General features: G+C 75.3%; 25 protein-coding genes. 11 read left to right on the top strand and 14 right to left on the bottom strand.

Going from position 1 to position 23,184, the window contains the following annotated elements; translation table 11 throughout:
* The first annotated feature begins 39 nt into the window (after nt 1-39).
* Complete coding sequence (locus tag ACZ34W_RS12125) at nt 40-201, top strand: hypothetical protein (RefSeq protein WP_329488453.1); 162 nt, start codon at nt 40-42, stop codon at nt 199-201.
* A 3-nt stretch (nt 202-204) separates the two neighbouring features.
* The gene (locus ACZ34W_RS12120; protein WP_465603469.1) at nt 205-1,377 is read left to right on the top strand and encodes a methyltransferase domain-containing protein; all 1,173 of its coding nucleotides are present in this window, start codon (nt 205-207) and stop codon (nt 1,375-1,377) included.
* Nucleotides 1,378-1,415: 38 nt separating this feature from the next.
* On the opposite strand, the gene ACZ34W_RS12115 is transcribed toward ACZ34W_RS12120, so the two are convergent.
* The 6 genes from ACZ34W_RS12115 to ACZ34W_RS12090 form a co-directional block, all read right to left on the bottom strand.
* The gene (locus ACZ34W_RS12115; RefSeq protein ID WP_465603467.1) at nt 1,416-2,792 is read right to left on the bottom strand and encodes an FAD-dependent oxidoreductase; all 1,377 of its coding nucleotides are present in this window, start codon (nt 2,790-2,792) and stop codon (nt 1,416-1,418) included.
* A 128-nt stretch (nt 2,793-2,920) separates the two neighbouring features.
* Nucleotides 2,921-4,438, bottom strand: a complete 1,518-nt coding sequence (locus tag ACZ34W_RS12110; RefSeq protein ID WP_465603465.1) for a protein kinase domain-containing protein — start codon at nt 4,436-4,438, stop codon at nt 2,921-2,923.
* A gap of 15 nt (nt 4,439-4,453) precedes the next feature.
* Nucleotides 4,454-6,847 carry a bifunctional polysaccharide deacetylase/glycosyltransferase family 2 protein gene (locus tag ACZ34W_RS12105; RefSeq protein ID WP_465603463.1) on the bottom strand — a complete coding sequence of 798 codons (2,394 nt, stop codon included), beginning with the start codon at nt 6,845-6,847 and terminating at the stop codon, nt 4,454-4,456.
* Nucleotides 6,848-7,044: 197 nt separating this feature from the next.
* Nucleotides 7,045-7,641 carry a hypothetical protein gene (locus ACZ34W_RS12100; RefSeq protein ID WP_465603461.1) on the bottom strand — a complete coding sequence of 199 codons (597 nt, stop codon included), beginning with the start codon at nt 7,639-7,641 and terminating at the stop codon, nt 7,045-7,047.
* A gap of 291 nt (nt 7,642-7,932) precedes the next feature.
* The gene (locus ACZ34W_RS12095) at nt 7,933-8,976 is read right to left on the bottom strand and encodes a hypothetical protein (protein ID WP_465603459.1); all 1,044 of its coding nucleotides are present in this window, start codon (nt 8,974-8,976) and stop codon (nt 7,933-7,935) included.
* Nucleotides 8,973-9,722 (bottom strand): RNA polymerase sigma factor, encoded by a 750-nt coding sequence (locus ACZ34W_RS12090; RefSeq protein ID WP_465603643.1) that lies wholly within the window; start codon nt 9,720-9,722, stop codon nt 8,973-8,975. Before ACZ34W_RS12090 ends, ACZ34W_RS12095 begins: the two co-directional genes overlap by 4 nt.
* A 326-nt stretch (nt 9,723-10,048) precedes the next feature.
* Between ACZ34W_RS12090 and ACZ34W_RS12085 the strand changes: the two genes are divergently transcribed.
* The 3 genes from ACZ34W_RS12085 (at nt 10,049) to ACZ34W_RS12075 (ending at nt 12,245) form a co-directional block, all read left to right on the top strand.
* A complete protein-coding gene (locus ACZ34W_RS12085; protein ID WP_465603457.1) occupies nt 10,049-10,426 on the top strand; it encodes a hypothetical protein in 378 nt (125 codons plus the stop codon).
* Between the two features lie 160 nt (nt 10,427-10,586).
* Nucleotides 10,587-11,303 (top strand): VC0807 family protein, encoded by a 717-nt coding sequence (locus tag ACZ34W_RS12080; RefSeq protein WP_465603455.1) that lies wholly within the window; start codon nt 10,587-10,589, stop codon nt 11,301-11,303.
* Nucleotides 11,304-11,489: 186 nt separating this feature from the next.
* A complete protein-coding gene (locus tag ACZ34W_RS12075) occupies nt 11,490-12,245 on the top strand; it encodes a tyrosine-protein phosphatase (protein WP_465603453.1) in 756 nt (251 codons plus the stop codon).
* Nucleotides 12,246-12,270: 25 nt separating this feature from the next.
* Here ACZ34W_RS12075 and ACZ34W_RS12070 read toward each other — a convergent pair whose 3' ends face one another.
* Nucleotides 12,271-12,843, bottom strand: coding sequence for a GNAT family N-acetyltransferase (locus ACZ34W_RS12070; protein ID WP_329488461.1), 573 nt, complete (start codon nt 12,841-12,843; stop codon nt 12,271-12,273).
* A 47-nt stretch (nt 12,844-12,890) separates the two neighbouring features.
* Between ACZ34W_RS12070 and ACZ34W_RS12065 the strand changes: the two genes are divergently transcribed.
* The 3 genes from ACZ34W_RS12065 (at nt 12,891) to ACZ34W_RS12055 (ending at nt 15,015) form a co-directional block, all read left to right on the top strand.
* Nucleotides 12,891-13,337 carry a GNAT family N-acetyltransferase gene (locus ACZ34W_RS12065; protein ID WP_329488462.1) on the top strand — a complete coding sequence of 149 codons (447 nt, stop codon included), beginning with the start codon at nt 12,891-12,893 and terminating at the stop codon, nt 13,335-13,337.
* A 141-nt stretch (nt 13,338-13,478) separates the two neighbouring features.
* Entirely contained in the window at nt 13,479-14,186 is a 708-nt protein-coding gene (locus ACZ34W_RS12060) for a class I SAM-dependent DNA methyltransferase (RefSeq protein WP_329488463.1), read from the top strand.
* Nucleotides 14,187-14,265: 79 nt separating this feature from the next.
* Entirely contained in the window at nt 14,266-15,015 is a 750-nt protein-coding gene (locus tag ACZ34W_RS12055) for a Clp protease N-terminal domain-containing protein (protein WP_329488464.1), read from the top strand.
* 42 nt (nt 15,016-15,057) lie between these two features.
* Here the strand turns inward: ACZ34W_RS12055 and ACZ34W_RS12050 are convergent, their stop codons facing one another.
* Both ACZ34W_RS12050 and ACZ34W_RS12045 read right to left on the bottom strand, forming a co-directional pair.
* Complete coding sequence (locus tag ACZ34W_RS12050; protein ID WP_465603449.1) at nt 15,058-15,534, bottom strand: NUDIX domain-containing protein; 477 nt, start codon at nt 15,532-15,534, stop codon at nt 15,058-15,060.
* An 87-nt stretch (nt 15,535-15,621) separates the two neighbouring features.
* Complete coding sequence (locus ACZ34W_RS12045) at nt 15,622-16,059, bottom strand: SRPBCC family protein (RefSeq protein ID WP_329488467.1); 438 nt, start codon at nt 16,057-16,059, stop codon at nt 15,622-15,624.
* 32 nt (nt 16,060-16,091) lie between these two features.
* On the opposite strand from ACZ34W_RS12045, the gene ACZ34W_RS12040 reads away from it, so the two are divergent.
* Nucleotides 16,092-16,598, top strand: a complete 507-nt coding sequence (locus ACZ34W_RS12040; protein ID WP_465603448.1) for an STAS domain-containing protein — start codon at nt 16,092-16,094, stop codon at nt 16,596-16,598.
* Here the strand turns inward: ACZ34W_RS12040 and ACZ34W_RS12035 are convergent.
* The 5 genes from ACZ34W_RS12035 to ACZ34W_RS12015 all read right to left on the bottom strand — a co-directional run bounded on the left by ACZ34W_RS12035 (nt 16,509) and on the right by ACZ34W_RS12015 (nt 20,762).
* The gene (locus ACZ34W_RS12035) at nt 16,509-17,492 is read right to left on the bottom strand and encodes a sigma-70 family RNA polymerase sigma factor (RefSeq protein ID WP_465603446.1); all 984 of its coding nucleotides are present in this window, start codon (nt 17,490-17,492) and stop codon (nt 16,509-16,511) included. The genes ACZ34W_RS12040 and ACZ34W_RS12035 overlap by 90 nt on opposite strands.
* 84 nt (nt 17,493-17,576) lie before the next feature.
* Nucleotides 17,577-18,815 (bottom strand): serine hydrolase domain-containing protein, encoded by a 1,239-nt coding sequence (locus ACZ34W_RS12030; protein ID WP_465603444.1) that lies wholly within the window; start codon nt 18,813-18,815, stop codon nt 17,577-17,579.
* A 221-nt stretch (nt 18,816-19,036) separates the two neighbouring features.
* Nucleotides 19,037-19,303, bottom strand: a complete 267-nt coding sequence (locus tag ACZ34W_RS12025; protein ID WP_329488470.1) for a hypothetical protein — start codon at nt 19,301-19,303, stop codon at nt 19,037-19,039.
* A 171-nt stretch (nt 19,304-19,474) separates the two neighbouring features.
* Nucleotides 19,475-19,741, bottom strand: coding sequence for a UBP-type zinc finger domain-containing protein (locus tag ACZ34W_RS12020; RefSeq protein WP_329488471.1), 267 nt, complete (start codon nt 19,739-19,741; stop codon nt 19,475-19,477).
* 178 nt (nt 19,742-19,919) lie between these two features.
* Complete coding sequence (locus tag ACZ34W_RS12015; RefSeq protein ID WP_465603441.1) at nt 19,920-20,762, bottom strand: helix-turn-helix transcriptional regulator; 843 nt, start codon at nt 20,760-20,762, stop codon at nt 19,920-19,922.
* A 200-nt stretch (nt 20,763-20,962) separates the two neighbouring features.
* Between ACZ34W_RS12015 and ACZ34W_RS12010 the strand changes: the two genes are divergently transcribed.
* Nucleotides 20,963-21,724, top strand: a complete 762-nt coding sequence (locus ACZ34W_RS12010) for an SDR family oxidoreductase (protein ID WP_329488474.1) — start codon at nt 20,963-20,965, stop codon at nt 21,722-21,724.
* Between the two features lie 64 nt (nt 21,725-21,788).
* Nucleotides 21,789-23,105: a hypothetical protein gene (locus ACZ34W_RS12005; protein WP_465603438.1), complete on the top strand. Its 1,317-nt coding sequence runs from the start codon at nt 21,789-21,791 to the stop codon at nt 23,103-23,105.
* Nucleotides 23,106-23,184: the final 79 nt, after the last annotated feature.

Genomic DNA, 23,184 nt, shown 5'->3' with positions numbered 1-23,184 from the left:
GCTCCCCCCTGGCCCGAGGTGACGACGGAGGGGCAGCAGGTGGCCATTCCCACGTTCGACGGCAAGCACGGCGGCGGGACCGGTGACGGCAAGGGCGGCGGTCAGCAGGACGACTCCAACAGCGGCAACAAGCACGGCGGTGGCGGGTCGTCCGAGGGTGGGAACTCCTCGGACGGCAAGGGCCCGGCGGACGGTAAGTAGCCGGTGACCGGGAAGCACGAAGCGGACGCCGGTCGGGCCCGGCCGGCCTCCGCGCTCATCGCGAACGGGTCGCTCACCACGGACTGGCTGGCGTCGTACGACGCCGTTCCCCGTCACCTCTTCGTCCCGGACACGATCTGGCCCGGTCGGGCCGACGGCGTCCGCCAGGGCCGGGCCGTCCACCGGGACACCGACCCGGCGGCCTGGTGGGAGGCCGTCCACTCGGACGTGCCGCTCACCACCCAGTGGGACGACGGCGAGCACACCGGGGACGACGTGGGCACCATGCCCACGTCGTCCAACTCCATGCCCACCATGGTCTTCTCGATGCTCGCCGCCCTGGACGTCGAGGACGGCCACCGGATCCTGGAGATCGGCACCGGCACCGGGTGGAACGCCGCCCTGCTGGCCCACCGGGTCGGCTCCGGGAACGTCGTCAGCGTCGAAGTGGACCGGGTCAGCGCGGCCGCCGCCGAACGCCGTCTCGGCCGCGCCGGGTACACCCCGCGCCTCGTCGTCGGGGACGGCGCCGAAGGCCACCCGGAGGCGGCGCCGTACGACCGGGTGATCGCCACCTGCTCGGTCGGCCGGGTGCCGTACCCGTGGGTGGCACAGGCCCGGCCCGGCGCGGTGATCGTCGCGCCGTGGGGGCCGGAGTACGGCGGTGAGGCGCTCGTACGCCTCACCGCCGCCGCCGACGGCACGGCGAGCGGCCGGTTCGTCGGCTCGTCGGCCTTCATGCGGCTGCGCCGGCAGCGGAGCGCCCGGCCGGACAGCCTGGCCTACCTCTCCGGCCCCTGGCCCGCGGACGGCACCGCGTCCACCACCGGCCTGTCCCCCGAGGCGATCGGCGGCTGGCTGGAGATGTTCGCCATCGGCGTCCAACTGCCCGGGGTGTTCCCGCTGACCGAGCGCTACGACGACGGCACGTACACGCTGTGGCTGCACGACGCCGCCGTCACCTCGTGGGCGACCGCCGACTGGGAGCCCGGCCGCGCCGCGTACGAGGTCGTGCAGTCCGGGCCCCGGCGGCTTTGGGACGAGGTGGCAGCGGCCTGGCAGTGGTGGCGCGACCAGGGCCGACCGGGCTTCGACCGCTTCGGGCTCATGGTGACCCCGTCCGGCCACACCGTGTGGCTGGACGGGCCGGACAACCCGGTGCCGCTCGGCCCGTGACCCCGACCGGCAGCCGTACGGGGCGCCCGGCCCCGCGCTCAGCCCGCTATGAGCGCGTCCCACTGGTCGCGGGTCGGGCCGTCGTGTTCCGGCTCGAAGTCGGGGCGGGCGGCCAGCCAGGCGGTGACGTGGCGGTCCACCTCCTCGGTGGTGTAGGCCTCGTCCGGTCGCGAGACCAGGTGCCGCACCTTGGCGCGGGCCCGCATGACGACCGGGTCCTCGAAGGCGCAGGTGGCCACGGCCGCCGCCCGCCGCTCCGGGGGCGGCGCGCTCTCGGCGAGCCGCTGCTCGTTGGCGCGGTCGGACGCCACCTGCGCGTCGAACCACGGGCGGAGGGCCTCCACCGTCCACGCGTGGTAGCCGGCGGGGTCCGCGACGACCTCGTCGACGTGTCCGGCGAGGTACTGGGCGGCACGCAGGCCCAGGGACACCCCGTGGCCCGAGGTGGGGTTGGTGTGGATGAGGCTGTCCCCCGCGTTGACCAGACCCGTGACGACCGGTCCCTCCGCGTCGGCGAGCGCCGTCCAGCGGTTGTCCAGGCCGGCCATCGCCAGCACGGCCGACTGCGGCTCGGCGTCCAGGTCGAGCCAGGCGGCGCAGGCGGGGAAGCGGCGCGCCACGGCCTCGAACACCTCGGGGTCGGTGAGCGCGCCCCGGGTCGGATCCGCCGTGGAGAGCAGCAGGTTCACCGCGAAGGTGTCGTTGTCGGAGGGGAAGACCCCGGCCAGCGCGAACGACGCGGCCGAGCCGGTCTTGACCCCTCGCCCCGGGTCGCGCGGGCCGTCCGCCCGCAGGCGGTACCAGCGGCACAGGTAGGCGATCCCGGTGCGATGGCTCTCGACCACCGGCGGCCGGCAGCCCGCCTCCACCAGCCAGGCGGGCACCGGCGAGCGCCGGCCGGCCGCGTCGACGACGAGGTCCGCCCCGAGAGTCCGCGCGCCGACCCGCACGCCGGTGACCCGGACGGGCCGCCCCTCCCCGACGGCGAGGCCGCTCACCCTGCGCCCCCGCCGCACCTCCACGGTGGCCTCCCGCCGCACGGCCGCGGTCAGGGCGGCCTCCAGCACGATCCGGCGGGTGCGCAGGGTCACCAGGTCCTCGTCACCGTCCCGGTGCGGCGGGTGCTCGTCGAACCAGTCGAAATCGTGGAACTCCCGGGCCCCGCGCGCCAACAGGTCCTCGTAGACGTCGGGCGCCTCGGCCCGCAGCACGGTGCGCACCGGTGCGAGCAGCGAGTGCGGCTGGACGGCCTGTGGGACCCGCGGCCTGCCCCACCCGAAGAAGTCCTGCTCCAGGTCCGCGCCGGCCTCCCGCGCGTCCTGTTCGTACAAGGTGACCGTGTGACCCCGCCGACCCAGCATCAGCGCCGTCCCCAGCCCGCTGATGCCTCCACCGATCACTGCAACCCGCGCCACTGAGCTCCCCTTCGCGTCGTGTTGCGAAGCGAGCCTACTTCTCGACGATCTTCGATCGAGCACCGGCGCCGGCTTCGGCACCGGCTTCGGCGGTCACGGCGCGGACGCGGGGCTCCCCGGTCACCGGATCAGTCGCTCTGGTCGTGGTCGGCGGAGGCGTTGAGGGAGGTGATCAACGTGCTGAGGCGGGAGTTCCAGTTCTGGGCCGTCTGCCCGTCGATCGCGTGCTTCTTGGCGATGTCCCGGACTGTTTTCTGGGCATTCTTCAACTCCTGCACGGCGTCGTCCTCCTTCCCCTGGTTGAGGCGCGCGGCGGCGTCGTCGAGGGTGTGCAACAGGTCGAGCTGGCGGTCGCGCTCCTTGGTCATCTGGGTCTGCGCCACCGCCCCGCGAAGGGCGTTGAGCTGGACGGCCGGGGCCTGGCCGCGCGGCGGGGTGGTGGCGGCGGTGGGCGTGGCCGACGGGGTCGGGAGCGCCGTCGGGGTGGTGGGCGCGGCCGTGGTCGGCGTGGGCGTCGCGGCGGCCGAGACCGACCGGGTCGGCTTGGGCGGCGGCGCGGCGGTGGGCGTGGCCGGGTCGTCGAAGGCGGTGATCGCGAGCATCGCGGCGCCCGCGACCCCCACCAGGCCCAGCGCGCCGAACAGCAGCGGCTTGCGGCGGCTCTCCCGGACGGGCCCCTCGCCGTCCGGCACGGGGGCCATCGCCGGCACGGGCGCCATCACCGAGGTCGCGGCGGGCGCGGGCCGGAACGGGACCGGCGGCAGCAACTGGGTGGCCTGACCGGCCGCACCGGTGGCGAGCAGCTCACTGGTCGGGTCCGAGAAGGCCAGCCCCGGAATCGTCGCCAGCAGCTCGGCGCGCGCGGCCGCGCCGGTGCCGGGCCGGTCGGCCGGGTCCTTGGCGAGCAGGCGCAGCACCGCCGCGTCCAGCGCCGGCGGCACCCCGGCCCGCCGCGCGGACGGCGGCAGCGGCTGCTCGGTGACGTGCTTGAACGCGATCGCCACCGGCGTCTCGGCGGTGAACGGCGGTGCGCCGGTGAGCATCTCGGTCAGCACGCAGCCGACCGCGTACAGGTCGGTGCGCCCGTCCAGCTCGGCGGCGGTGGCCTGCTCGGGCGACAGGTAGGCGGCCGTGCCGAGCACCATCGCCGCCTGGGTGAGGTTGCTGGACGACCCGGCCCGGGCGATGCCGAAGTCGACGACCTTCACCCCGCCGTCGTTGGTGATCATGATGTTGCCGGGCTTGATGTCCCGGTGCACCAGGCCCGCGCCGTGCGCGACCTCCAGCGCCTCGCACACCGCCGCCGCGATGCCGACCGCGCGTTCCACCGGGAGCCCGGGCTGCTGGGCGAGCAGGGTGGTCAGCGAGAGGCCGTGCACCAGCTCCATGACGATGTACGGCGAGCCTTGGTCCACGCCGGAGTCGAAGACCATGACGATCCGCGGGTGCACCAGCATCGCCGCGTGCTGCGCCTCGCGGCTGAACCGCTCGGCGAAGCGCGGGTCGTCGGCGAGGCCTCCGTTGAGGACCTTGACGGCCACCTGACGGCCCAGCACGTGGTCCACGCCCCGCCAGACGGTGGCCATCCCGCCGACGCCGAGTATCTCGACGAGTTCGTACCGTCCGTTAAGCGCCCGTCCGATCACCTGGAACCGCTCCCCTCACGTGCCCTGCCCGGGGCCCCGGACCGCCTCGTGCACGTGTGCACGATAGCCCCCGGCGCCAACGTGCCCGGGCGGAGCGTGCATCGGGCTCCCGTAGCCCGGGGCGTCGTACCCGGGGGCGTCGTACCCGGGGGCCTGGTACCCGGAAGGCTGGTGGCCCGGGGCGTCGCCGTACACCGGGGCGTCGCCGTACGCCGGGGCGTCGTGACGCGCGGCCTCCCGGACCGGCACCCGCAGGCTGCCGTACCGCTGCATCCGCTGCCAGCGCAGCCGGGAGCCCGCCAACGCGGTGAAGACCGACTGGATCACCACCAGGTACATCAGCTGCCGGTAGACGAACTGCTGCAACGGCAGGCTCCAGAGCGGACCGAGCCGCTCCCGGTCCAACCGGAAGGCGTAGACGCCCATCAGCAGCTGGACCAGCAGGAACGCGAGCCAGAGGCCGACGATCCGTACCGGGTCGAGGAAGACCAGCCCGTACAGCGCGAAGACGTCCACCACCGGGGCGAGCAGCGGCAGCAGCACCTGGAACACCAGCAGGTAGCCGAGGCCGCGCCGGCCCAGCTTGCCCGCCTGTCCGCCCTGGCGCAGCGCGCCCCGGTGCTTCCACATCGCCTGCAGGGTGCCGTAGCACCAGCGGTAACGCTGCCGCCACAGGGCGCCCAGCGAGGCCGGAGCCTCGGTCCAGGCCTTGGCCCGCTCCTCGTAGACCACCCGCCAGCCGTCCCGGCAGAGCGCCATGGTGAGGTCGGTGTCCTCGGCCAGGGTCTCGTCGCCGACGCCGCCGACGTCCAGCACCGCCGAACGGCGGAACGCACCGACCGCGCCGGGGACGGTGGGCATGCACTCGGCGAGGTCGAAGAGCCGACGGTCCAGGTTGAAGCCGACCACGTACTCGATGTGCTGCCAGCGGCCGAGCAGACCGCCCCGGTTGACCACCTTGGCGTTCCCGGAGACGGCACCCACCGACGGGTCGCCGAAGGGCTGCACCAGCATCCGGACCGCGTCCGGCTCGAAGACGGTGTCGCCGTCGACCATCACCAGCAGCTCGGCCCGGGCGGCGGCGATACCGGTGTTGAGCGCGGCCGGCTTGCCCGCGTTCTCCTGCCGGATCACCCGGACGTGGGGCAGCCGGAGCGACTCCACCAGATCGGCCGTGCCGTCGGTGGAGCCGTCGTCGACCACGATGATCTCGACGGGGTGGTCGGAGGCGAGCAGCGAGCGGACGGCCGCCTCGATGCCCGCCGACTCGTTGTAGGCGGGCACGATCACGCTGACCGGCTCGGTGACCGGCGGGCCCCAGGGCCGGCGGCGGCGGAGCTTCTTGTGCCGGCGGGCGGCGACCAGGACGGCGATCGCCCGCAGCACGCTGACCGCGCCCGCCGCGTAGAGCAGCCAGCCCAGCACGGCGAGCGTCCAGTCGCCGGTCCGCAGGAGCCAGATCAGGGCGAGGCCCTGCCAGTGCTCGGCCCCGGAAGCCGGGTGGACCGGGTCGGGCAGGCCGACCGACTCGCTGATGGTGGTGAAACGCAGGCCCCGTGCCTTGAGCCGGGGCAGCAGGGAGTCCAGTGCGGCGACGGTCTGCCAGCGGTTGCCGCCGCCGTCGTGCATCAGCACGATCTGTCCCTCGGTGCCGGGCCCGGCAGTGGCCGCGTCGACGATGTCGTCCACGCCCGGGCGGCGCCAGTCCTCGCTGTCCAGGGTGGTGAGCACGGAGAGGTAGCCCTCACGCCCGGCCTGCTGGACCGCGGCCCAGCCCGGATCGTCCAGCGCCTCGGCGGTGGACGAGTACGGCGGGCGCAGCAGCGAGCTGGTCACCCCGGCGGCGCCGGCCAGGGTCAGCTGGCTCTCGCGCAGCTCCAGCGAGCGGCGCCACTCGGACTGCGCGCCGAGGTCGGTGTGGGTGAAGGTGTGCACGCCGAGCTGGTGGCCCTCGGCGACGATCCGGCGAACCAGGTCGGGGTGCGCGGCGGCCTGGGTCCCGACCACGAAGAAGGTGGCGTGCACGCCGTTGCGGCGCAGGGTGTCCAGGACCTCCGGGGTCCAGCGCGGGTCGGGGCCGTCGTCGAAGGTGAGCGCGACGGTGCCGGGCGCGGGCCCGCCGCTACGGGGTTGCGGGCCGGCCGCGTCGATCACCGGGCCGCCGGTGCGGACCTGCTGGGGAACGGTGGCCGCGCCGACCGGGCGGGCGGCCTGGTCGGGGCGGGCGTCGTAGAGGTGCTGCGTGTAGCCCTGGATCAGCAGGGTGGCGGCCAGGGTGAGCAGCAGGGCGGTCAGCAGCAGCCAGTGGGTGCGCAGCGGGCCCTGGCGGACGACGCCGCGCCGGCCGCGGCGGCCGGGCGCGGCGGCGACGGGCCCGGGGCGGGCGGCTTTGCGGCGGGAGGTGCTCACGTGAGGGCGCTTTCGGGAGGCCGGGCCTCGAAAGGGCCGGGTGCGGGCCGAGTGGGCCTGGGTGTGGGTACGGGACATGGCCCAGGCAGGGCGGTTCGGCGCCGGGGCAGGGCGGTCGGCGCCGGGACGGAGCGGGGACGGGGACGGGGCCGGGGACGGACGGCCGGGGACGGACGGCCGGGGACGGACGGCCGGGGTCAGGGCGTCGGGGAGGCCTTCCCGGGCTTGCCGCCGCCGTTGCCGGAGTTGCCCGGCGCGTCGGTGGGCCGGCCGTGCCCGGGGGCGGCGGAGGCGGTGACTCCGCCGTTGCCGTTCCCGTTGCCGCTCGGAGTGGCGGGCACGGGCGACGGTGTGGGAGCGGCTGCCGGGGCGGACGGTCGTGCGGTGGTGGTGGCCGCGACCGGGGCGGTGGTCCGGTGGTCGGTCTCCGTGGGCCGCGCCGCAGCGGGCTGCACACTGTCCGGCCCGGCCGTGCCGGTGATCGTCGGCACCGGGGACGACGGTTCGTCGGCCGGCGCGGGCGGGGCGACACTCGGCGGGGCCGGCAGCGGCAGGAAGGGCGCGCTGACGGTGGGGCCGCCGAGCACCGTGCTGGCGAGCAGCACCAGGTAGCCGGCGGCCGGCACGGCGAGCAGCAGACCGAGTCGGCGGACCCGCCGCTGGCGGCGGCCGGAGGAGTCCACGAACACCGGGGCGGCGGTGGTCTCGGCGGCCTGCCGGGAAGGGGTGGCGGCCGGGGAACCGGGCAGCGGTTCCCCGGCCGCCGGCTCGTGGTCGTACAAGGTGACGGTCACGGTCGGGTCCAGGTCTGGTCTCGCGGAGTGCAGGTGCGCTGGGTGCGCCCTGCGGCCCGCCCGACTGCGGGGCGGGCGGGCCGTGGGGTGCGGCCCTGGCCGGGCCGGCGGCGCGTCCGGGGTGCGCCGTCCGGTCCGGCCGGAGCCGGCCGGGTGGACGGTTGGCACGGGGGAGCCGACCGGCCACCCGGAGTCTGCGGGTGGTGAGGTTGGAGCGGTCCTGCGGTGGAGCGGTCCGGATGAGCGACGGGCCCGGGGGGTTTCGCTCGCCGCCCATCCGGAGTTCTGGGGTTACCTCCCGGGAGGGGAGTCGGCGGACTGCCCGGAGCGGTCGGGCTTCGGCAGGACGCCGGGGAGCGTCGGCACCGCGGTCGGCAGCGGGCCGGGCCCGCTCCCGCCGCCACCGGAGCCGTTCTTCCCGTCGGCGGTCTTGCCGTCGTCCTTCCTTCCGCCGTCGGTGCCGCCGCCGTCGGTGCTGCCGGGGCGGGACGGGGACGGGACGGCCTGACGGTCGTCGTCGTCCTTGTGCCGCAGGACCTCCCCGCAGTACTCGTCCACCTTGTCCGGACCGCCGGCCGCCGCGACCAGCGCGGCGAACTGCGGATCCGTGACCAGCGGGCGTGGGTGCCCGCCCTTGCCCTTCCGGTCGGTGTAGCCCTGGCAGAGCGCCACCAGCGCGGCCCTGGCCTGCTGGCCCCTGGTCTCCGTGGAGGCCGAGGGCGAGACGCCCGGCGACGGCGGCTTCGCCGCACCGGTGGACGGACCGGCGGTGGACGCCCCGGCGGACGGCCCGACGGTGGACGGTCCGGTGGTGGACGGCCCGGTGGAGGGCCGGCGCGTGGACGAACCGCTGCCCGCGGCGGACGAGGCGACCGGGGCGGAGGAGGCCGTGGCGGGCGCCAGCAGCGAAGGCCTCGGCTCCTCGGAACCGCCGCCGAGCGCTGACGGAAGGTTGCCCGTCCCGGCCGCGACCGCCACACCGCCGAGCGCAGTGGCTCCGAGCACGACGGCAACAGCCTTCGTGCTGAAGGCCCTGGCCAGCGCGGCGGTTGCCATCGATCGTCTCCGGACGGGTGCGGATGGAGCGGGAACAGCGGGGACGGGCGCGAGACGGGCCTCCCGGAACGCGGCCAGGGCGGCCTCCTCACCGGCCAGCTCATCCGCCACCGCTGGGGCGGCGGCGGCGGCCAACACGTGGGCAACCCCCGTACGCCCGGTACTGGCATCCGGTCCGGTGAGCGAGGCGTCCTGCCCGGCCGACGGGCCGCCCACGGCACCGCCGAGCAACTGCTCGGCCGTGTCACGGTCGATCCGACGGGATCGGTTGGTGCTCATCTCATGTCCTTCAGCGTCGCGGCCCTGCGTTCTGTCACACCCTGCGGAGGAACTCTTTTCCTGCCGTCCTCCGCGCTCTGTCCGACGCCTCTTCCGGCACCCCCCGCCCCGGCCGGTCCGGCCGGCCCTGCCGTTGGCCGGGCCGGCTGCCCGGACGGCCCGGTCGCCGGCCGGTGCGCCGGAATTCCCACACCCGCCGCGAGGGGCTGCTCCAGCAGCTTGGCCAGCCGCTTCAGCCCCCGGTGCGCGGCCATCCGGACGCTGCCGGACTTCTTGCCGAGCACCCGGGCGGCGCTCTCCGCGTCCAGCTCCATCACCACCCGCAGCAGCACCGCCTCGGCCTGGTCGCGCGGCAGCCGGGAGATCAGGGCCAGCGCGTCCGCCGTGCCGACGGCGGCCAGCGCCGCCCCCGCTGTGTCGTCCCCGGCGGCCAGCTCGGCCAGGTACTCGAAGGGCAGGTCGGCGACCGGGCGGCGACGGCGGGCGCGCAGGTGGTCCAGCGCGCGGTTGCGGGCGATGGTGGCGGCCCAGCCGCGGAACCCGTCCCCGTCGCCGGAGAAGGTCCGCAGGTCGCGGGCGATCTGCAGCCAGGCCTCGGAGGCGATGTCCTCGGCGTCCTGCGCGTCCTCGGGCCGGCCGCCGACGAGCACCCGGAGGTAGCGGAGCAGGCCCGGCTGGACGCTCCGGAACAGCAGCCGGAACGCCTCCTCGTCCCCGTCCTGCGCCGCCCGCACGGCCTCGGACAGGTCGACGGCGGTGCCCGGCCCGGCGGGCGGGACCGCGGGCGGCCCCGCGGACGCGGTGGACGGCGGGCCGGGCGGGGGGCCGCCGGACACCGGTGCCGGTCCGGACCGGCCGACGGGGTTGTCGGTGCCCGCTCCGGGGCGCTCTGCACTCTGCACCCGCCACATCATGCGCCATTCGCGCCGCCCGTCCGACCCGCCCGGCCCTCCACGACGTGCTCCCGCGCTCCCGCTCCCCCCGCTCGCGGGCCACCGTCTACGCCGCCCCTGCCCTCCGGCACGTCCCGGCGGAGACCGGCATCGAGACCTGGCGGGCCCGGATCGGCTAGGTGCTGCCGGTCGGCGAGGACGTCTGGTGGGAGGTGCGGAAGGGACCGCGCCGGCGGGTCGCGCTGGACGACTCGATCGCCGCCGTCGACCACTACGGCCTGCCCGAGCTGCGGCGCCGGGCCGAGCGGGACCGCACCGGCACCGGCGAGACCTGTCTCTGGACACCGCCCGGGCTGAAGCAGGTCAACGCCGTCCTGCCGGCCGCCTCGGTGGCGCGGATCCGGCGCGCCGAGCTGGTCGACGAGGAGCTCGTCCTGACCGGCGCGTGGACCGGGGCGGACGCGGTCGCGTGGTCCGGGGGACGAGCGCTTCCGCGCGGTGCGCTGCGTGGACACCCTCGGCCGACCGCTCTGGCACATCGCCCGCCCACCGGCTGAACGCGCAGGTCAACGGCGCTGTCATGGTGCGCGTCGTGACAACTGTCATGCGGATCCCGCAACGGACGACACTGCTCTGACGCAGGGTCGGCTCGGGAGACTGGAGGCACGACGCGGGCACCGGCCCGCAGGCCGAGCACCAGTCAGGGGAGAGCCCACCATGAGCCAGACCGCCACCACCGCCACCGCCACCACCGCCGGGACCACCGCCGCCAAGGCCCCGAACCCGCTGGCCGCCACGCTCCGCCCGCTCGCGCTGGACGTCGTGACCCCGCTGGCCGGCTACTACCTGCTGCACTCCGCGTTCGGGATGAGCCAGTTCGCCGCCCTCGCCTGGAGCGGCGCCGTCCCGGCGGTCCGGACGGTCGTCGGCCTGGTCCGCGAGCGGAAGGTCAACCTGTGGGCCTCGATGATGCTCGGCGTGAACGTGATCGGTCTGGCGCTCACCACCGTGACCGGCGACGCGCGGCTGATGCTCGCCAAGGACGGCGCGCTCAGCGGCTCCCTCGCACTGGCGATCCTGGTCTCCGTCTTCCTCGGCCGGCCGATGATGTCGCCGATGCTGATGCCCTTCCTGACCAAGGGCGACCGGGCCCGCTCCGCCGCCTGGCAGCGGCTGGCCGACGGCCGGGCGGCCCGCTCGCGCTCCTTCCGCCGCTACGAGCGGCTCTTCTCCGGCATCTGGGGCACCGCCCTGCTGACCGAGTGCGTGGCCCGGGTGGTCGGCGCCTTCACCCTGCCGGTCTCGACCATGGCCTGGCTGTCCACCGCCTTCCTGATCGGCGCGATCGCGGCCGGCTCGGTGCTCGGCCACCGTGCCGCCGACCCGATGGAGAAGCTGGTCCGCGCCGAGGCCGCCGAGCCGACCGGCCTCTGAACCACCAACCGCCGCGCACCGCAAACACGTTGACCTCCCTGATTCACCGCACCCGCACCACCCGTCCGACCCGCTCCACCCCGCCCGCCCCCGACGGCCTGCCGCACGGCAGAGGAACCATCGGGACGGCTCCGGAGTCCATATAACGAGGGGGTAACGGACCCCCGGCGAGGAACGGGGATCCTGATGAGCCGGACGCACGCGCTGACCACCACCGAGGACCGCACGCTCGACTGGGACGGTTGCCTCAACGTCCGCGACCTCGGCGGCCTGCGCACCGGCGACGGCACCCGCACCGCCCACCGCGCGATCGTCCGGGCCGACAACCTCGACCGCCTCACCGCCGAGGGCTGGGACACCCTGCTCGACCACGGCATACGCACCGTCGTCGACCTGCGCAACATCGAGGAGTACCGCCCGCTCCTCCCGCTCCCCGAGGACGTCCAGCTGGTCCGCGTCCCACTGGACGAACTCGCCGGCCCCGCCTGGTGGGAGCGGTACGGACGACTGGACGGCACCCCGCTCGCCCTCCGCCCCTACCTCGACCACTGCCCGCGCGCCGCCGCCGAACTGGTCGCCACCGTGGCGGGCGCCCGGCCCGGCGGGCTGGTCGTGCACTGCGGCGCCGGTCGTGACCGCACCGGCCTCGCCGCCCTGCTGCTGCTCGCCCTCGCGGGCGTCGAGCCGTCCGAGATCGTCGCCGACTACCTGCTCAGCGCGGCCAACGTCCGCCCGCTGTACGGCATGCTCGGCCTGCCGGACCAGTACCGCCGGATCGACACGGTGCTCGCCGAGGCCGGCACCACCGCCGAGGCCGCCCTCCACGCCACCCTGGACGGCTTCGACCCGGCCGGCTACCTGCTGGCCGCCGGCGTCGACCCGGCGGACCTCGCCGCCGTCCGCTCCCGCCTGCGGGACTCCCGCCCCGACCGCACGATCTGACGCTCCGTCCGCTCCGTCCGCTCCGCTACCAGAGCCGGTCGATCTCACCCGGATGGAGGGCGATCCGGCTGCCCGGGAAGTCCGCCCGGTGCCGGCGGGCGCGCTCCGTGAAGAAGCCCGCCATGGTCACCTTGTCGAAGCCCTCCCGGTCGCTGGGGAACGGCAGTTCGGGCGTCCCGCCGACCAGCACCGCGCCCGGCAGCAACTCCCAGCCGGCCCCTTCGTAGAAGTGCCGGAGCACCCGGTCGCAGGTGAAGAGCCCGAGGTCCGCGCCGCCCTCCTCGACGAGGGCGCGGGCGGCCGCGACCAGCCGGCGCCCGTACCCGCGGCCGCGCTCCACCCGGTCGGTGACCACGGCGCTCAGCCCGCACGCCGCGTACGTCCGCCCGGCGTGCTCCAGCCGCTTGGAGAGCACGTCGAGCGCGGCGACCACCCGGCCGCCGTCCAGCAGCAGCATCGACACCGGGCGCAGCGCCGGGTCGTGCACCGGAGCGGTGGACGGCGCCGGCGGCCCTGGCCAGGCCTGCTCCTGCAACCCGGCCACCTGGAGCTTGAGTTCGTCCGGCACGGCGGTCTCCGGAAGCGTGACTATGCGCATGCCCCTCCCAGGGTCGTCGCCGCCGTCCGCTCTGGCAGACTCCGGGCGTGATCCTCCGAACCGCGACCCGCCAGGACCTGCCCGCCGTCATCGCGCTGCTCACCGACGAGGACGGGGTGACCGACCCCGCCACCGTGCAGGTCGACGAAGCCTACGCCCGCGCGTTCGCCGCGGTGGACATGGACGCCCGCAACGAGTTGCTGGTGCTCGACGAGGGCGACGGGACGGTGCTCGGCTGCCTCCAGCTCACCTACATCCCCGGTCTCGGCCGACGCGGCGAGGAGCGCGCCCTGATCGAGGCCGTCCGGGTGCGCGCGGACCGCCGGGGCGGCGGCCTCGGGCGGGACCTGCTGACCCGGGCCGTCGAGCGGGCGCGCGGGCGCGGCTGCACGCTGGTCCAGCTCACCAGCCACAAGCGCCGCACCGAGGCGCACCGCTTCTACGCCTCGCTCGGCTTCGCGCGCAGCCACGACGGGTTCAAGCTGTCCCTCTGAACGCACGGGGCGGGCGGGGGCGCACGGGGCGGGCGGGCCGCGGGCACGGGGCGCGCGAAGGGGGGTGCGCGGAGCGGGGCGCGCGGGCCGGGTGCGGAAAATCGTTCGCGGTCGTTCGCCCCGGGCGGAGATACTCGCGCCATGGTGCGCTTCTCCGACTTCGACACCCGCAACTACCCGACCGTGGACGTCCGTACGGGCTACGCCCAGTGGGTGGAGACGTACGAGAGAACGGTCGAGGACGCCATGGACCTCGCGGTGCTGGAGCGGCTCGCGACCCCCGACTGGGCGGAGGTGACCCGCGCGGCCGACCTCGGCTGCGGCACCGGCCGCACCGGCGCCTGGCTGCGCGGGAAGGCCGCCGACGGCCTGGTCCTGGACGGCGTGGACCTCACCCCCGAGATGCTGGCGGTCGCCAAGGGCAAGGCCGTCCACGACACCCTGACCGAGGCCGACGTCGCCGCCACCGGACTTCCCGGCGGCGGCTACGACCTGGTGATCTCCTCGCTGATCGACGAGCACCTGGCCGACCTCGGCCCGCTCTACCGGGAGGCCTTCCGGCTGGCCCGCCCGGGCGGGCGCTGCGTCCTGGTCGGCCTGCACCCGTACTTCATCATGGCGGCCGGCATGCCGACCCACTTCACGAGCGCCGCCGGTGCCGACGTCGCCATCACCACCCACGTCCACCTGGTCTCCGACCACCTGAGCGCCGGCCTGGCGGCCGGCTGGCGGCTGGCCGAGATGGCCGAGGCGGTGGTCGACGACGCGTGGATCGCCCTGAAGCCCAAGTGGGAGAAGTACCGCAGCCACCCGGTCTCGGCCGCGTACGTCTGGGAGAAGTCCGGCTGAGCGGGGCCGGTCGGGGCCAACTCACTCAATCGTCAACCGATGGTTGACGACCGTCGGGTCGACAACCTACGGTTGACGCATGGAGAATCCCGTTGTTCCCAAGACCACACCGATGCGCCTCGACGACCTGATCGACGCGATCAAGAAGGTCCACTCCGACGCGCTGGACCAGCTCTCCGACGCGGTCATCGCCGCCGACGCCCTCGGCGAGCTGGCCGACCACCTCATCGGCCACTTCGTCGACCAGGCCCGCCGCTCCGGCGCGTCCTGGACCGACATCGGCCGCAGCATGGGCGTCAGCAAGCAGGCCGCCCAGAAGCGGTTCGTCCCCAAGGATCCGGGCGCGCCCTCGGACCTAGACCCGAGCCAGGGCTTCAGCCGCTTCACCCCCCGGGCCCGGCACGTCGTGATGGCCTCCCAGGAGGAGGCCCGGACGGCGGGCAACGCCGAGATCGGCACCGTGCACCTGCTGCTCGGCCTGCTGGTCGAGCCGGAGGGCCTGGCGGTCAAGGCGCTGGCCGCCCAGGGCGTCACCCCGGCAGCCGTCCGGGAGGCCTCCACCGCCGCCCTGCCGGCCGCCGTCGAGGAGGTGCCCGGGCTCATCCCCTACGACACCGAGGGCAAGAAGGTGCTGGAGCTGACCTTCCGGGAGGCGCTCAAGCTGGGCCACAACTACGTCGGCACGGAACACATCCTGCTGGCGCTGCTGGAGCAGGCCGACGGCACCGGACCGCTGGCCGACCTCGGTGTGGACAAGGCCGAGGTCGAGAACTTCACCTCGGAGGCCGTCACGGCCCTCATCGCGGCGACCACCGGCTCGCCGGAGTGACCCGCCCGTCGGGGGCTCCGGCCCGCCGGGGCCCCCGACCGCTCAGAAGCCGGAGATGGGCGTGGAGATGATCCGCACCCGCCCGTCGGCAGCCGCCTCCATCGCCGCCCGAAGGCGCAACGAACGGGCCGGACCGAGGAGTTCGAGCGCCTCCTGATCGGTCGCCCAGCGGTGGTCGTCCAGTTCACCGGCCGGGACGGTCACGGGGGTGCCGTCCGGGACGGTGCCGAAGTCGAACAGGAAGTGCTCGGCCGGGTGGTCGAGTTCGTCGGAGGGGTGGGTCCAGGAGATGACGAGCAGCTCGCCGGCCGGGCGGACCAGCCCGGTCTCCTCGGTCAGCTCCCGCTCGGCGCACGCGACCGGACCCTCGCCGCGGTCGATCGTGCCGCCCGGGAACTGCCAGTGCTCCCGGTACCCGGCCTTCACGATCAGGATCCGGCCGGACTCGTCCCGCAGCACGCAGCCGGCTGCCGCGTAGATCCGCTGCAGCGACGCCAGCCACTCTTCGCGGGACTTCAAGGGCTCAGCCGACACAGCGGGCCTCCTACGGCGCGGGGATCACTGCGCCCCACTCTGCCACCACTGCCGCTCCCCGCGCCCGGCCGGTCAGGCCTGGCCCAGGAGGTACTCGACCAGGCGGTCGAAGCTGGAGTTGAGGCCCGCCCGCGCCTCCGGACCGCAGTAGAAGTCCGGTGCGTCGGTCTGGTGCAGGACGGCCTCGGTCCGGCCGTCGCCGAGGTCCGTGAGGGTGAGGCTGGAGCGCAGCCCGACGCCCTCCTCCTGGAAGGCCAGCAGCTCTCCGGGCCGGATGTCGGTGATCTCGCCCCGCAGCGGATAGCGCTCCCCGGTCGCGTCGATGACCATGGTGCTGTCGTAGCGCCCGCCGACCTTCGGCTCGATGGTCACGGTGTCCAGCGGGACGTGGGTGCCGACCGGGCCCCAGAAGCGGACGAACCGCTCCGGCTCGGTGTACGCCCGGAAGACCACCGCCGGGGTGGCGGGCAGCTCGCGGGTGATGGTCAGCTCGCCGAGGTTCTCGCTCATGGTGTGTCCTCCGTGGTCGTGGTCGTGGTGCGATGCGGTGCGGGGCTTCCGCGGTGCGGGGCTTTCACAGGGGTAGACCGGGGCCGGCCGCGGAACTCATCGCTCCACCGGAGACTTTTCCGAACTTCTCCGAGAGACTCCGCCGCCGCCTGCTCCAGGAACCTCGCCGCAGGCCGATGAGCCGGGACCGCCCGCACGGTCTGCCCTGCATGGACACTCACCCGAACAGCCCTCACCACACCCACCGCGAACCCCCCACCCGCCCAACGCTGACCTGCGACGTCGGCGCCCTCACCACCCCCGACCTGGCGGTGGTCGACGCCCTCGCCCGGCTCCGGCTCGCCGCCGGGCGCCACGGTGTGCGGGTGGTACTGCTGAACGCGAGCGGCCCCCTGCGGGAGCTGCTCGCGTTCAGCGGCCTGGCCGGCGCCCTGCCGGTCGCCGGGGCGCTACCCGTCCAGCCGGGGCGGGAGACCGAAGAGCGGGAAGAGCGTGTCGGTGTCCAGGAAGTTGGTGAGACCGGTGATCCGGCCCGCTGACACCTCCAGCACGATCAGCGCCCACGGCTCGTGCCCGCCCGCCGGGCTCGGCCGGTACTGGCCGAACGCCGGACTGCCGTTGGCCTCCACCGGAACGAGCCGCGAACCCCGGCACCCGTGGCCGGGGCCCAGCATCCACTCGCGGATGTCGGCGTGCCCGGTCAGCCACAGCTCGTACGGCGGCATGTTGAGCGTGACGTCCTCGTGCAGCAGCGCGGCCAGCCCGTCCATGTCGTACGCCTCGAAGGCGCTGACGTAGCGGGCCAGCAGCGCGCGGTGGTCGTCGTCCAGCGCGGGCGCCGGACGGGCGGCCGAGGCGTCCGCCGCGAGCACCGCCCGGGCCCGCTGGAGCGCGCTGTTGACCGAGGCGACGGTGACCCCGAGCAGCTCGGCGACCTCGGCCGCCTTCCAGCCCAGCACCTCCCGCAGGATCAGCACCGCCCGCTGCCGGGGCGCGAGCCGCTGCAGCACCGACACGAACGCCAGCCGCACGGAGTCGCGCTGGGCGGCCACCTCGGCCGGGTCCCCCGTCTCGGGCAGGATCCGGCCGTCCGGCGCCGGCCCGATCCACGTCACCTCGGGCAGTTGCGCCTCGGTGGCGGTGGCCACGGTGGACGGCCCGGTGAGGTCCATCGGACGGGCCCGGCCGTTGCGGCCGCTCAGCGCGTCCAGGCAGACGTTGGTGGCGATCCGGTACAGCCAGGAGCGCAGCGCGGACCGGCCCTCGAAGCCCCGGTGGCCGCGCCAGGCGCGGACCATCGTCTCCTGCACCGCGTCCTCGGCCTCGAAGACCGAGCCGAGCATGCGGTAGCAGTAGCCGGTCAGCTCCGTCCGGTACCGCTCCAGCTGGAGCTCGACCGGCTCGACCGGCTCGTCCGTCATCAGGTCGGCCATCGCGCGCCCCCGTGTCCTCGCCTCGCCAGTGATCACGGTGAACGTACCGCAGGGCACTGACAACCCGGGCCGCCCCCCTTCCGGTCACCCCGCCTTCGGGTACTCCTGGGCCGAGTCGAAGGAGGTGGTCACGATCTGCCAGACCTTCGGGAACTCCGCACCGGACAGACCGGTCGGGTTGATCGAGTAGACCACCTTGCGGCCGAGGTCCTTGGTGGCGAACACCCCGCTGGTGTACCCGGGCCGGGAGCCGGTCTTGCCCCAGACCTGGACGCCGTTGGGCAGGGTGGCGCTCATCAGGCCCTTGCTGAAGCAGGCGTGACCGGCGGTCGGACCGATCTCGCAGTTCTTGTTCCGGTGGTTGGGCACGTCCGGCACGTCGAACAGCTCGGCCTGCTGGGCGGGCGGCAGCAGCCGGCCGCGCAGCAGCGCCGTCATGAAGCGGTCCAGGTCGGCGGCCGAGGAGACCATGCCGCCCTCCGCCCACGGCCAGGGACTCTGCCCGGTCACGTCCACCCGCTGCCGGACGCCGTCCGGGCCGGTGACGTCCACCCACGCGGGAGCGTGCGGGGCGGGCAGCGCGAGGTCGTCGCGGTCCGGGACGACGGTGTCGCGCAGGCCCAGCGGCCGGGCGATCCTGGTCTGCACCTCGCGGGCGAAGGTCCGGCCGGTGACCTTCTCGACCAGCATCCCGGCGATGAAGGTGTTGATGCCGTTGTACTGCTGCGCGGTGCCCGGCGCGAAGCCCATCGGCTGCGCGACGGCGTCCGCGACCACCTGGGCGGGCGTCCAGGAGTCGGCCTTGTGCGCGGCGAACCAGCTCTCCGTGCCGTCCCCCGAGGTCAGACCGCCGCCGCCCGGCAGCCCGCTGGTGTGGTCGAGCAACTGGCCCACGGTGAGCGGCGGGTAGGAGGCCGGCAGCAGCCCCGGCAGGTAGTGCTGGACGGTGCCGTCCAGGTCGATCCGCCGCTCGGCGGCGAGTTGGAGCACCACGGTGGCGGTGAAGACCTTGGAGATGCTGCCGATCCGGAAGCGGGCGTCCGCCGACACCCCGGCCCCCGCCGTGCCGGACCACTGGCCGCCCCGGCCGCCGACCCGGACCAGCGCGCCGGTGACGCCCCCGGTCGGCAGGTCGGCGAGCGTCCGCGCCAGTGCCGCGCCGTCCGGCGGCCCGGCCAGACGGACGGCGGCGGCCGAACTCGCGCTGTCCGTCGGACGGTCGGCCGCCAGGGCTGGCGTCGCGATGCCCGCGACGGCGGCCACCAGCAGCGCGCCGGAGACGGCGAGGGTGTTCCAACGGCGGTCGCGTACGGGGGTCTTCATCGGTTTGCGCTCCAAGTGCGGCTCGTCCGGCGGGTGACGCTCTCCCGGCGGGTGGCGGTCCACCCGGGAACGAGTCTTCGGGAGCGCGGCGCACCGGCCATCCGGGACGGGCCCCCAGCTGCCCCGGAGGCGACCCCGAGACGGATCGGGGACGCTCCCGGGCACACGTCAGGGGGCGGTCGCCGCATTCGGCGCCCGCCCCCTGACGAAAGGCGTCCCGCTCAGTGCGCGGAGTGCTTCTCCGCGCCGCGGTGGCGGTGGCCCTTGAGTTCGGCGTGCATCGCGGGGGCGGAGTGCATGGCCGTCGTCCCGACGTCCCGGCCGCCGTGCCGGAAGGCCCCGTCGGAGCCGGACCCGGCGGCGGACGGGGCACGGGTGCCGAGCCTCGGGGGGAGCGGCTTCGGGGTCATCGCCATGCCCCGGCGCTCCAGCAGCTCCTGGGTGCCCCGGCGGAGCTTGTCGGTGCCGCTCGGCGTTCGCTTGGTCATCGTCGACCTCCCTTCGGCGGTCACCGGCCCACGAGGGGCGTCGACCGGGAGGGCCGCACGGGCGTTATGTCCGGGATTGGGCAGGATTACACATCCGGACGGCCGGCGACGTCCGTGCGAGCCGGTGCCGGCGGAGCGGTGCCGGTACGGGCGGGGCGGGGGAGGTGGGGCTCAGCCCATGACCTCGTGGACGAAGCACCAGCGCCAGTCCTCCCCCGGCTCGTACGAGCGGATCACCGGGTGGGAGCTGTTGTGGAAGTGCGCGGTGGCGTGCTTCCCCGGTGAGAAGTCGCAGCAGCCGATGTGCCCGCAGTCCAGGCAGAGCCGCAGGTGCACCCAGTCCCGGTTGCCCGCGGCCAGGCAGTCGGCGCAGCCGTCGGGCGGCGGCAGGGGTGCGATGTCCTGGGGTGCCGTGGCGAGGTCTTCGCAGGAGCTCATGCACGCAGAGTAGTGACGGCAGCCCCGGGCCGGCGCCCAAGACACGCCCGAGCCGGGCCGCACCCGGCCGTCTCCAGCCCGAGCCGTCTCCAGCCCGAGCCGTCTCCAGCCCGGCCGTCTGCTGCCCGGCCGTGCGGCGGCCACGCCGTGTGACGCGGGCCCGCGTCACACGGCGGGCTCACTCCGCGGGGACCCGCGCCCCCGGGGCCGTCCAGCTCGCCAGCATCGCGAGCTTCTGCGCGGTCGGCGAGCCGGGCGGGGCGGTGTAGGCGACCAGCAGCTGGTCGGGCGAGCCGTTGACGCTCAAGGTCTCGTAGCCGAAGTCGAGTTCGCCGACCAGCGGATGGTGGATCACCTTGACGCCGTGGGTCTTCTGCTTCACCAGGTGGTCCGCCCAGAGCCGACGGAAATCCTCGCTGCGCACGGAGAGTTCGCCCACCAGTGCGGCCAGCTTGGCGTCCTCGGGGTGCCGGCCGGCGTCCAGCCGCAGATAGGCGACCGTCTCGGCCGCCACCGCGTCCCACTGCGGGTAGAACTCCCGCGCCGCCGGATCGAGGAAGGCGTACCGGGCGGCGTTGCGCCGGTCCGGCGGGGTGGCCGAGTAGCCCTGCACCGCGTCACCGAGGGCGTTCCAGGCGAGCACGTCCATCCGGCGGCCGAGGACGAAGGCCGGCACCCCGGCCATCAGGTCCAGCAGCAGCCGGGTGCCTTCGCGGACCGCCCGCCCGCCGCCGGCCGTCGTGGCCGGGCGCGCCGGGCGGGCCAGAGCGCGCAGGTGCGCGGCCTCCACGTCGTCCAGCCGCAACACCCGGGCCACCGCGGCCAGTACCGCGTCGGAGGCGCTGCCGCCCCGGCCCTGCTCCAGCCGGACGTAGTAGTCGACGCTGACCCCGGCGAGCTGCGCGACCTCCTCGCGGCGCAGGCCCTGCACCCGGCGGCGGCCGTGCGAGGGCAGGCCCACCTCCTCGGGCTGGATCCGGGCCCGGCGCGAGCGGAGGAAGTCCCCGACGGTGTTCTCCATGCCCGCAGCGTAGCCGCGGACGCGCGCCGCGAGGGTGGTACGGCCTTACCCAGGAAAGGCGGTACCAGGAACCGCGGTCCCGGGAAGGGCTGTCCCCGGGCTGCGCTTTCCCAGGACATCGGTGGCCCTGGATGGCCCGCCCGGGCCCGCGCAGAGTGGTCCCGTCAGCCCGACCGCAAGGACCACGAAGGCAGGACCTCATGAGCTACGCCGCCCTGGCCACCCGTACCGCCGTCGTCACCGGAGCCGCCAGCGGCATCGGTGAGGCCACCGCCCGCCTGCTCGCCGCGGGCGGCGCCCGGGTCGCCCTGCTGGCCCGCCGCACGGAGCGGCTGGACGCGCTCGCCGCCGAGATCGCCTCGGCCGGCGGCCAGGCGCTCGCCGTCACCACCGACCTCACCGACCAGGCCTCGGTGGACGCCGCCGTCAAGGCCGTCCACGACGCCTACGGCGCGGTCGACCTGGTCGTCAACAACGCGGGCGTGATGCTGCCCAACCCCGTCGCCGACGGCCGGCTCGACGAGTGGACCCGCATGATCGACACCAACCTCACCGGTGTGCTGCGGATCCTGCGCGCCTTCACCGCGGACCTCACCGCGGCCGCCGGCGAGGGCCGCACCGCCGACCTCGTCAACGTCTCCTCCATCGCCTCGCACGTCGTCTTCCCCGACTACGCCGTGTACGGGGCCACCAAGGCCGCCGTCACCCAGCTCTCCGCCGCGCTCCGCACCGAGCTGGGCCCGCGCGACGTCCGGGTCAGCACCGTCGAGCCCGGGCTGACCGACACCGAGCTGGCCGGGCACATCGACAACCCGGCGCTGCGCGAGCAGTTGGGCGGGATGTTCGCCGCGATCCCGGCGATGACCTCCGAGGACATCGCCGACCTGATCGCCTACACCGTCACCCGCCCCCGGCACGTCAACCTCCGCCACCTGGTCGCCCTGCCGACCCGGCAGGCCTGAGCCGTCGGCGGCCCCGCCCGGGTTCCCCCACCGGGCGGCGGGCCGCCGTGGGAGCATGCCAACCGTGGCGATCGTGGCGGGGAGTACGAACAGCGACACCGGCGGTGCCCGGGCGGGCGGCCCGCCCGGGCCCACCGGTACGCCGGGGCCGGACCGTGCTCCGGGGCAGGCCGGGGTCACCGAGCCCGCCGTCCCCGGACCGACCGCTCTCCCCGAGCAGGCCGCCGCGCCCGGCCCGGCCGGCGCCCCCCGCCACGCCGGCACCCCCGAACGCCCCGGCGCACCCGGGCAGGCCGCCGCGCCCGGCCCCGCCGGTCCCGCGTTCCCGCCGGACATACCGGCGGCCCGGCCCGGCACGCCCGGCCCCGCCGCCGCCGGCCGGGTCCGCCAGCCGGTGGCGCTGATCCGGCTGCTCGTCGGCCTCGCCACGATCGCGCTGACCCTGCTGCTCGCCGACTACGCCCGCGCCACCACCAGCGGCATCGCCGCCGACGTCGCCCAGGCCGCCCGGCTGGTGCCCCGCCCGCTGGCGGCGCTGGCGGGCGGGCTCTCCACCGCCGCCCTGCTGCTGGTACCGGTCTGGTCGGCGGTCCGCCGGCTGCTCTCGGCGGTGCCCGACCGCCGGCGCATCCTCCAGCACCTCTCGGACGGACTGCTGGCCGCCGTCCTCGCCTACGGCGCCTGCGTCGCCATGGACCTCGGGCTCGACGAGCTCGCCCCCGCCTCGCTGGTCGCCGCCCTCACCCAGCCGCTGGCCGGCGCCGGCCTCGCCCACACCGAACCGGTCTACGGCTACCTCGCCCCCGTCTTCGCCTTCATGACCGCCTCGGCCGCCCGCGAGCACCGGGTCCCCCGGATCGTCCTGTCGGTCTCCGCCCTCGCCGGACTGGCCGCCGGGTACGCCACGCCGACCGCCCTGCTGCTCGGCCTGCTGCTCGGCTGGACGGCCGCGCACGGCACCCTCTACGCCGTCGGCACCCCGACCCCCGGCCCCGGCCCGCCCAGCTCCTGCAGAGCCTGCGCGAGGCGGGCCTGCGCCCCGTCGCCGCCCACCCCGCCGGGCCGGACCGCTACCTGGTCCGCCAGGAGGCCGGCCGCCCCGACCTCGACGTCCAGCTGCTCGACCGGCAGGCCGTCACCGCCGCCCTGGTCCAGCGCGCCTGGCGCCGGCTACGGCTGCGCACCGCCCCGCACCCCCGCGCGCTGCGCTCGCTGCGCACCGGGCTGGAGCACGAGGCCCTGGTCTCCTACGCCGCCGTCGCCGCCGGCGTCCGCACCCGTCGGATCGCCGCCACTGCCGGGCTCGGCCGGGACAGCGCCCTGGTCGCGTACGAGTACCTGCCCGGCCGCACCCTGGACCAGCTCGCCACCGACGAGCTGACCGACCCGCTGCTCGCCGACGCCTGGTCCCAGCTCGCCCTGCTCCAGCGGCGGGAGATCTCGCACCGGGCCCTCGTCCC

It is taken from the genome of Kitasatospora sp. NPDC022856 (assembly GCF_055561235.1).
This window is presented reverse-complemented; position numbering and strand designations above follow the sequence as displayed.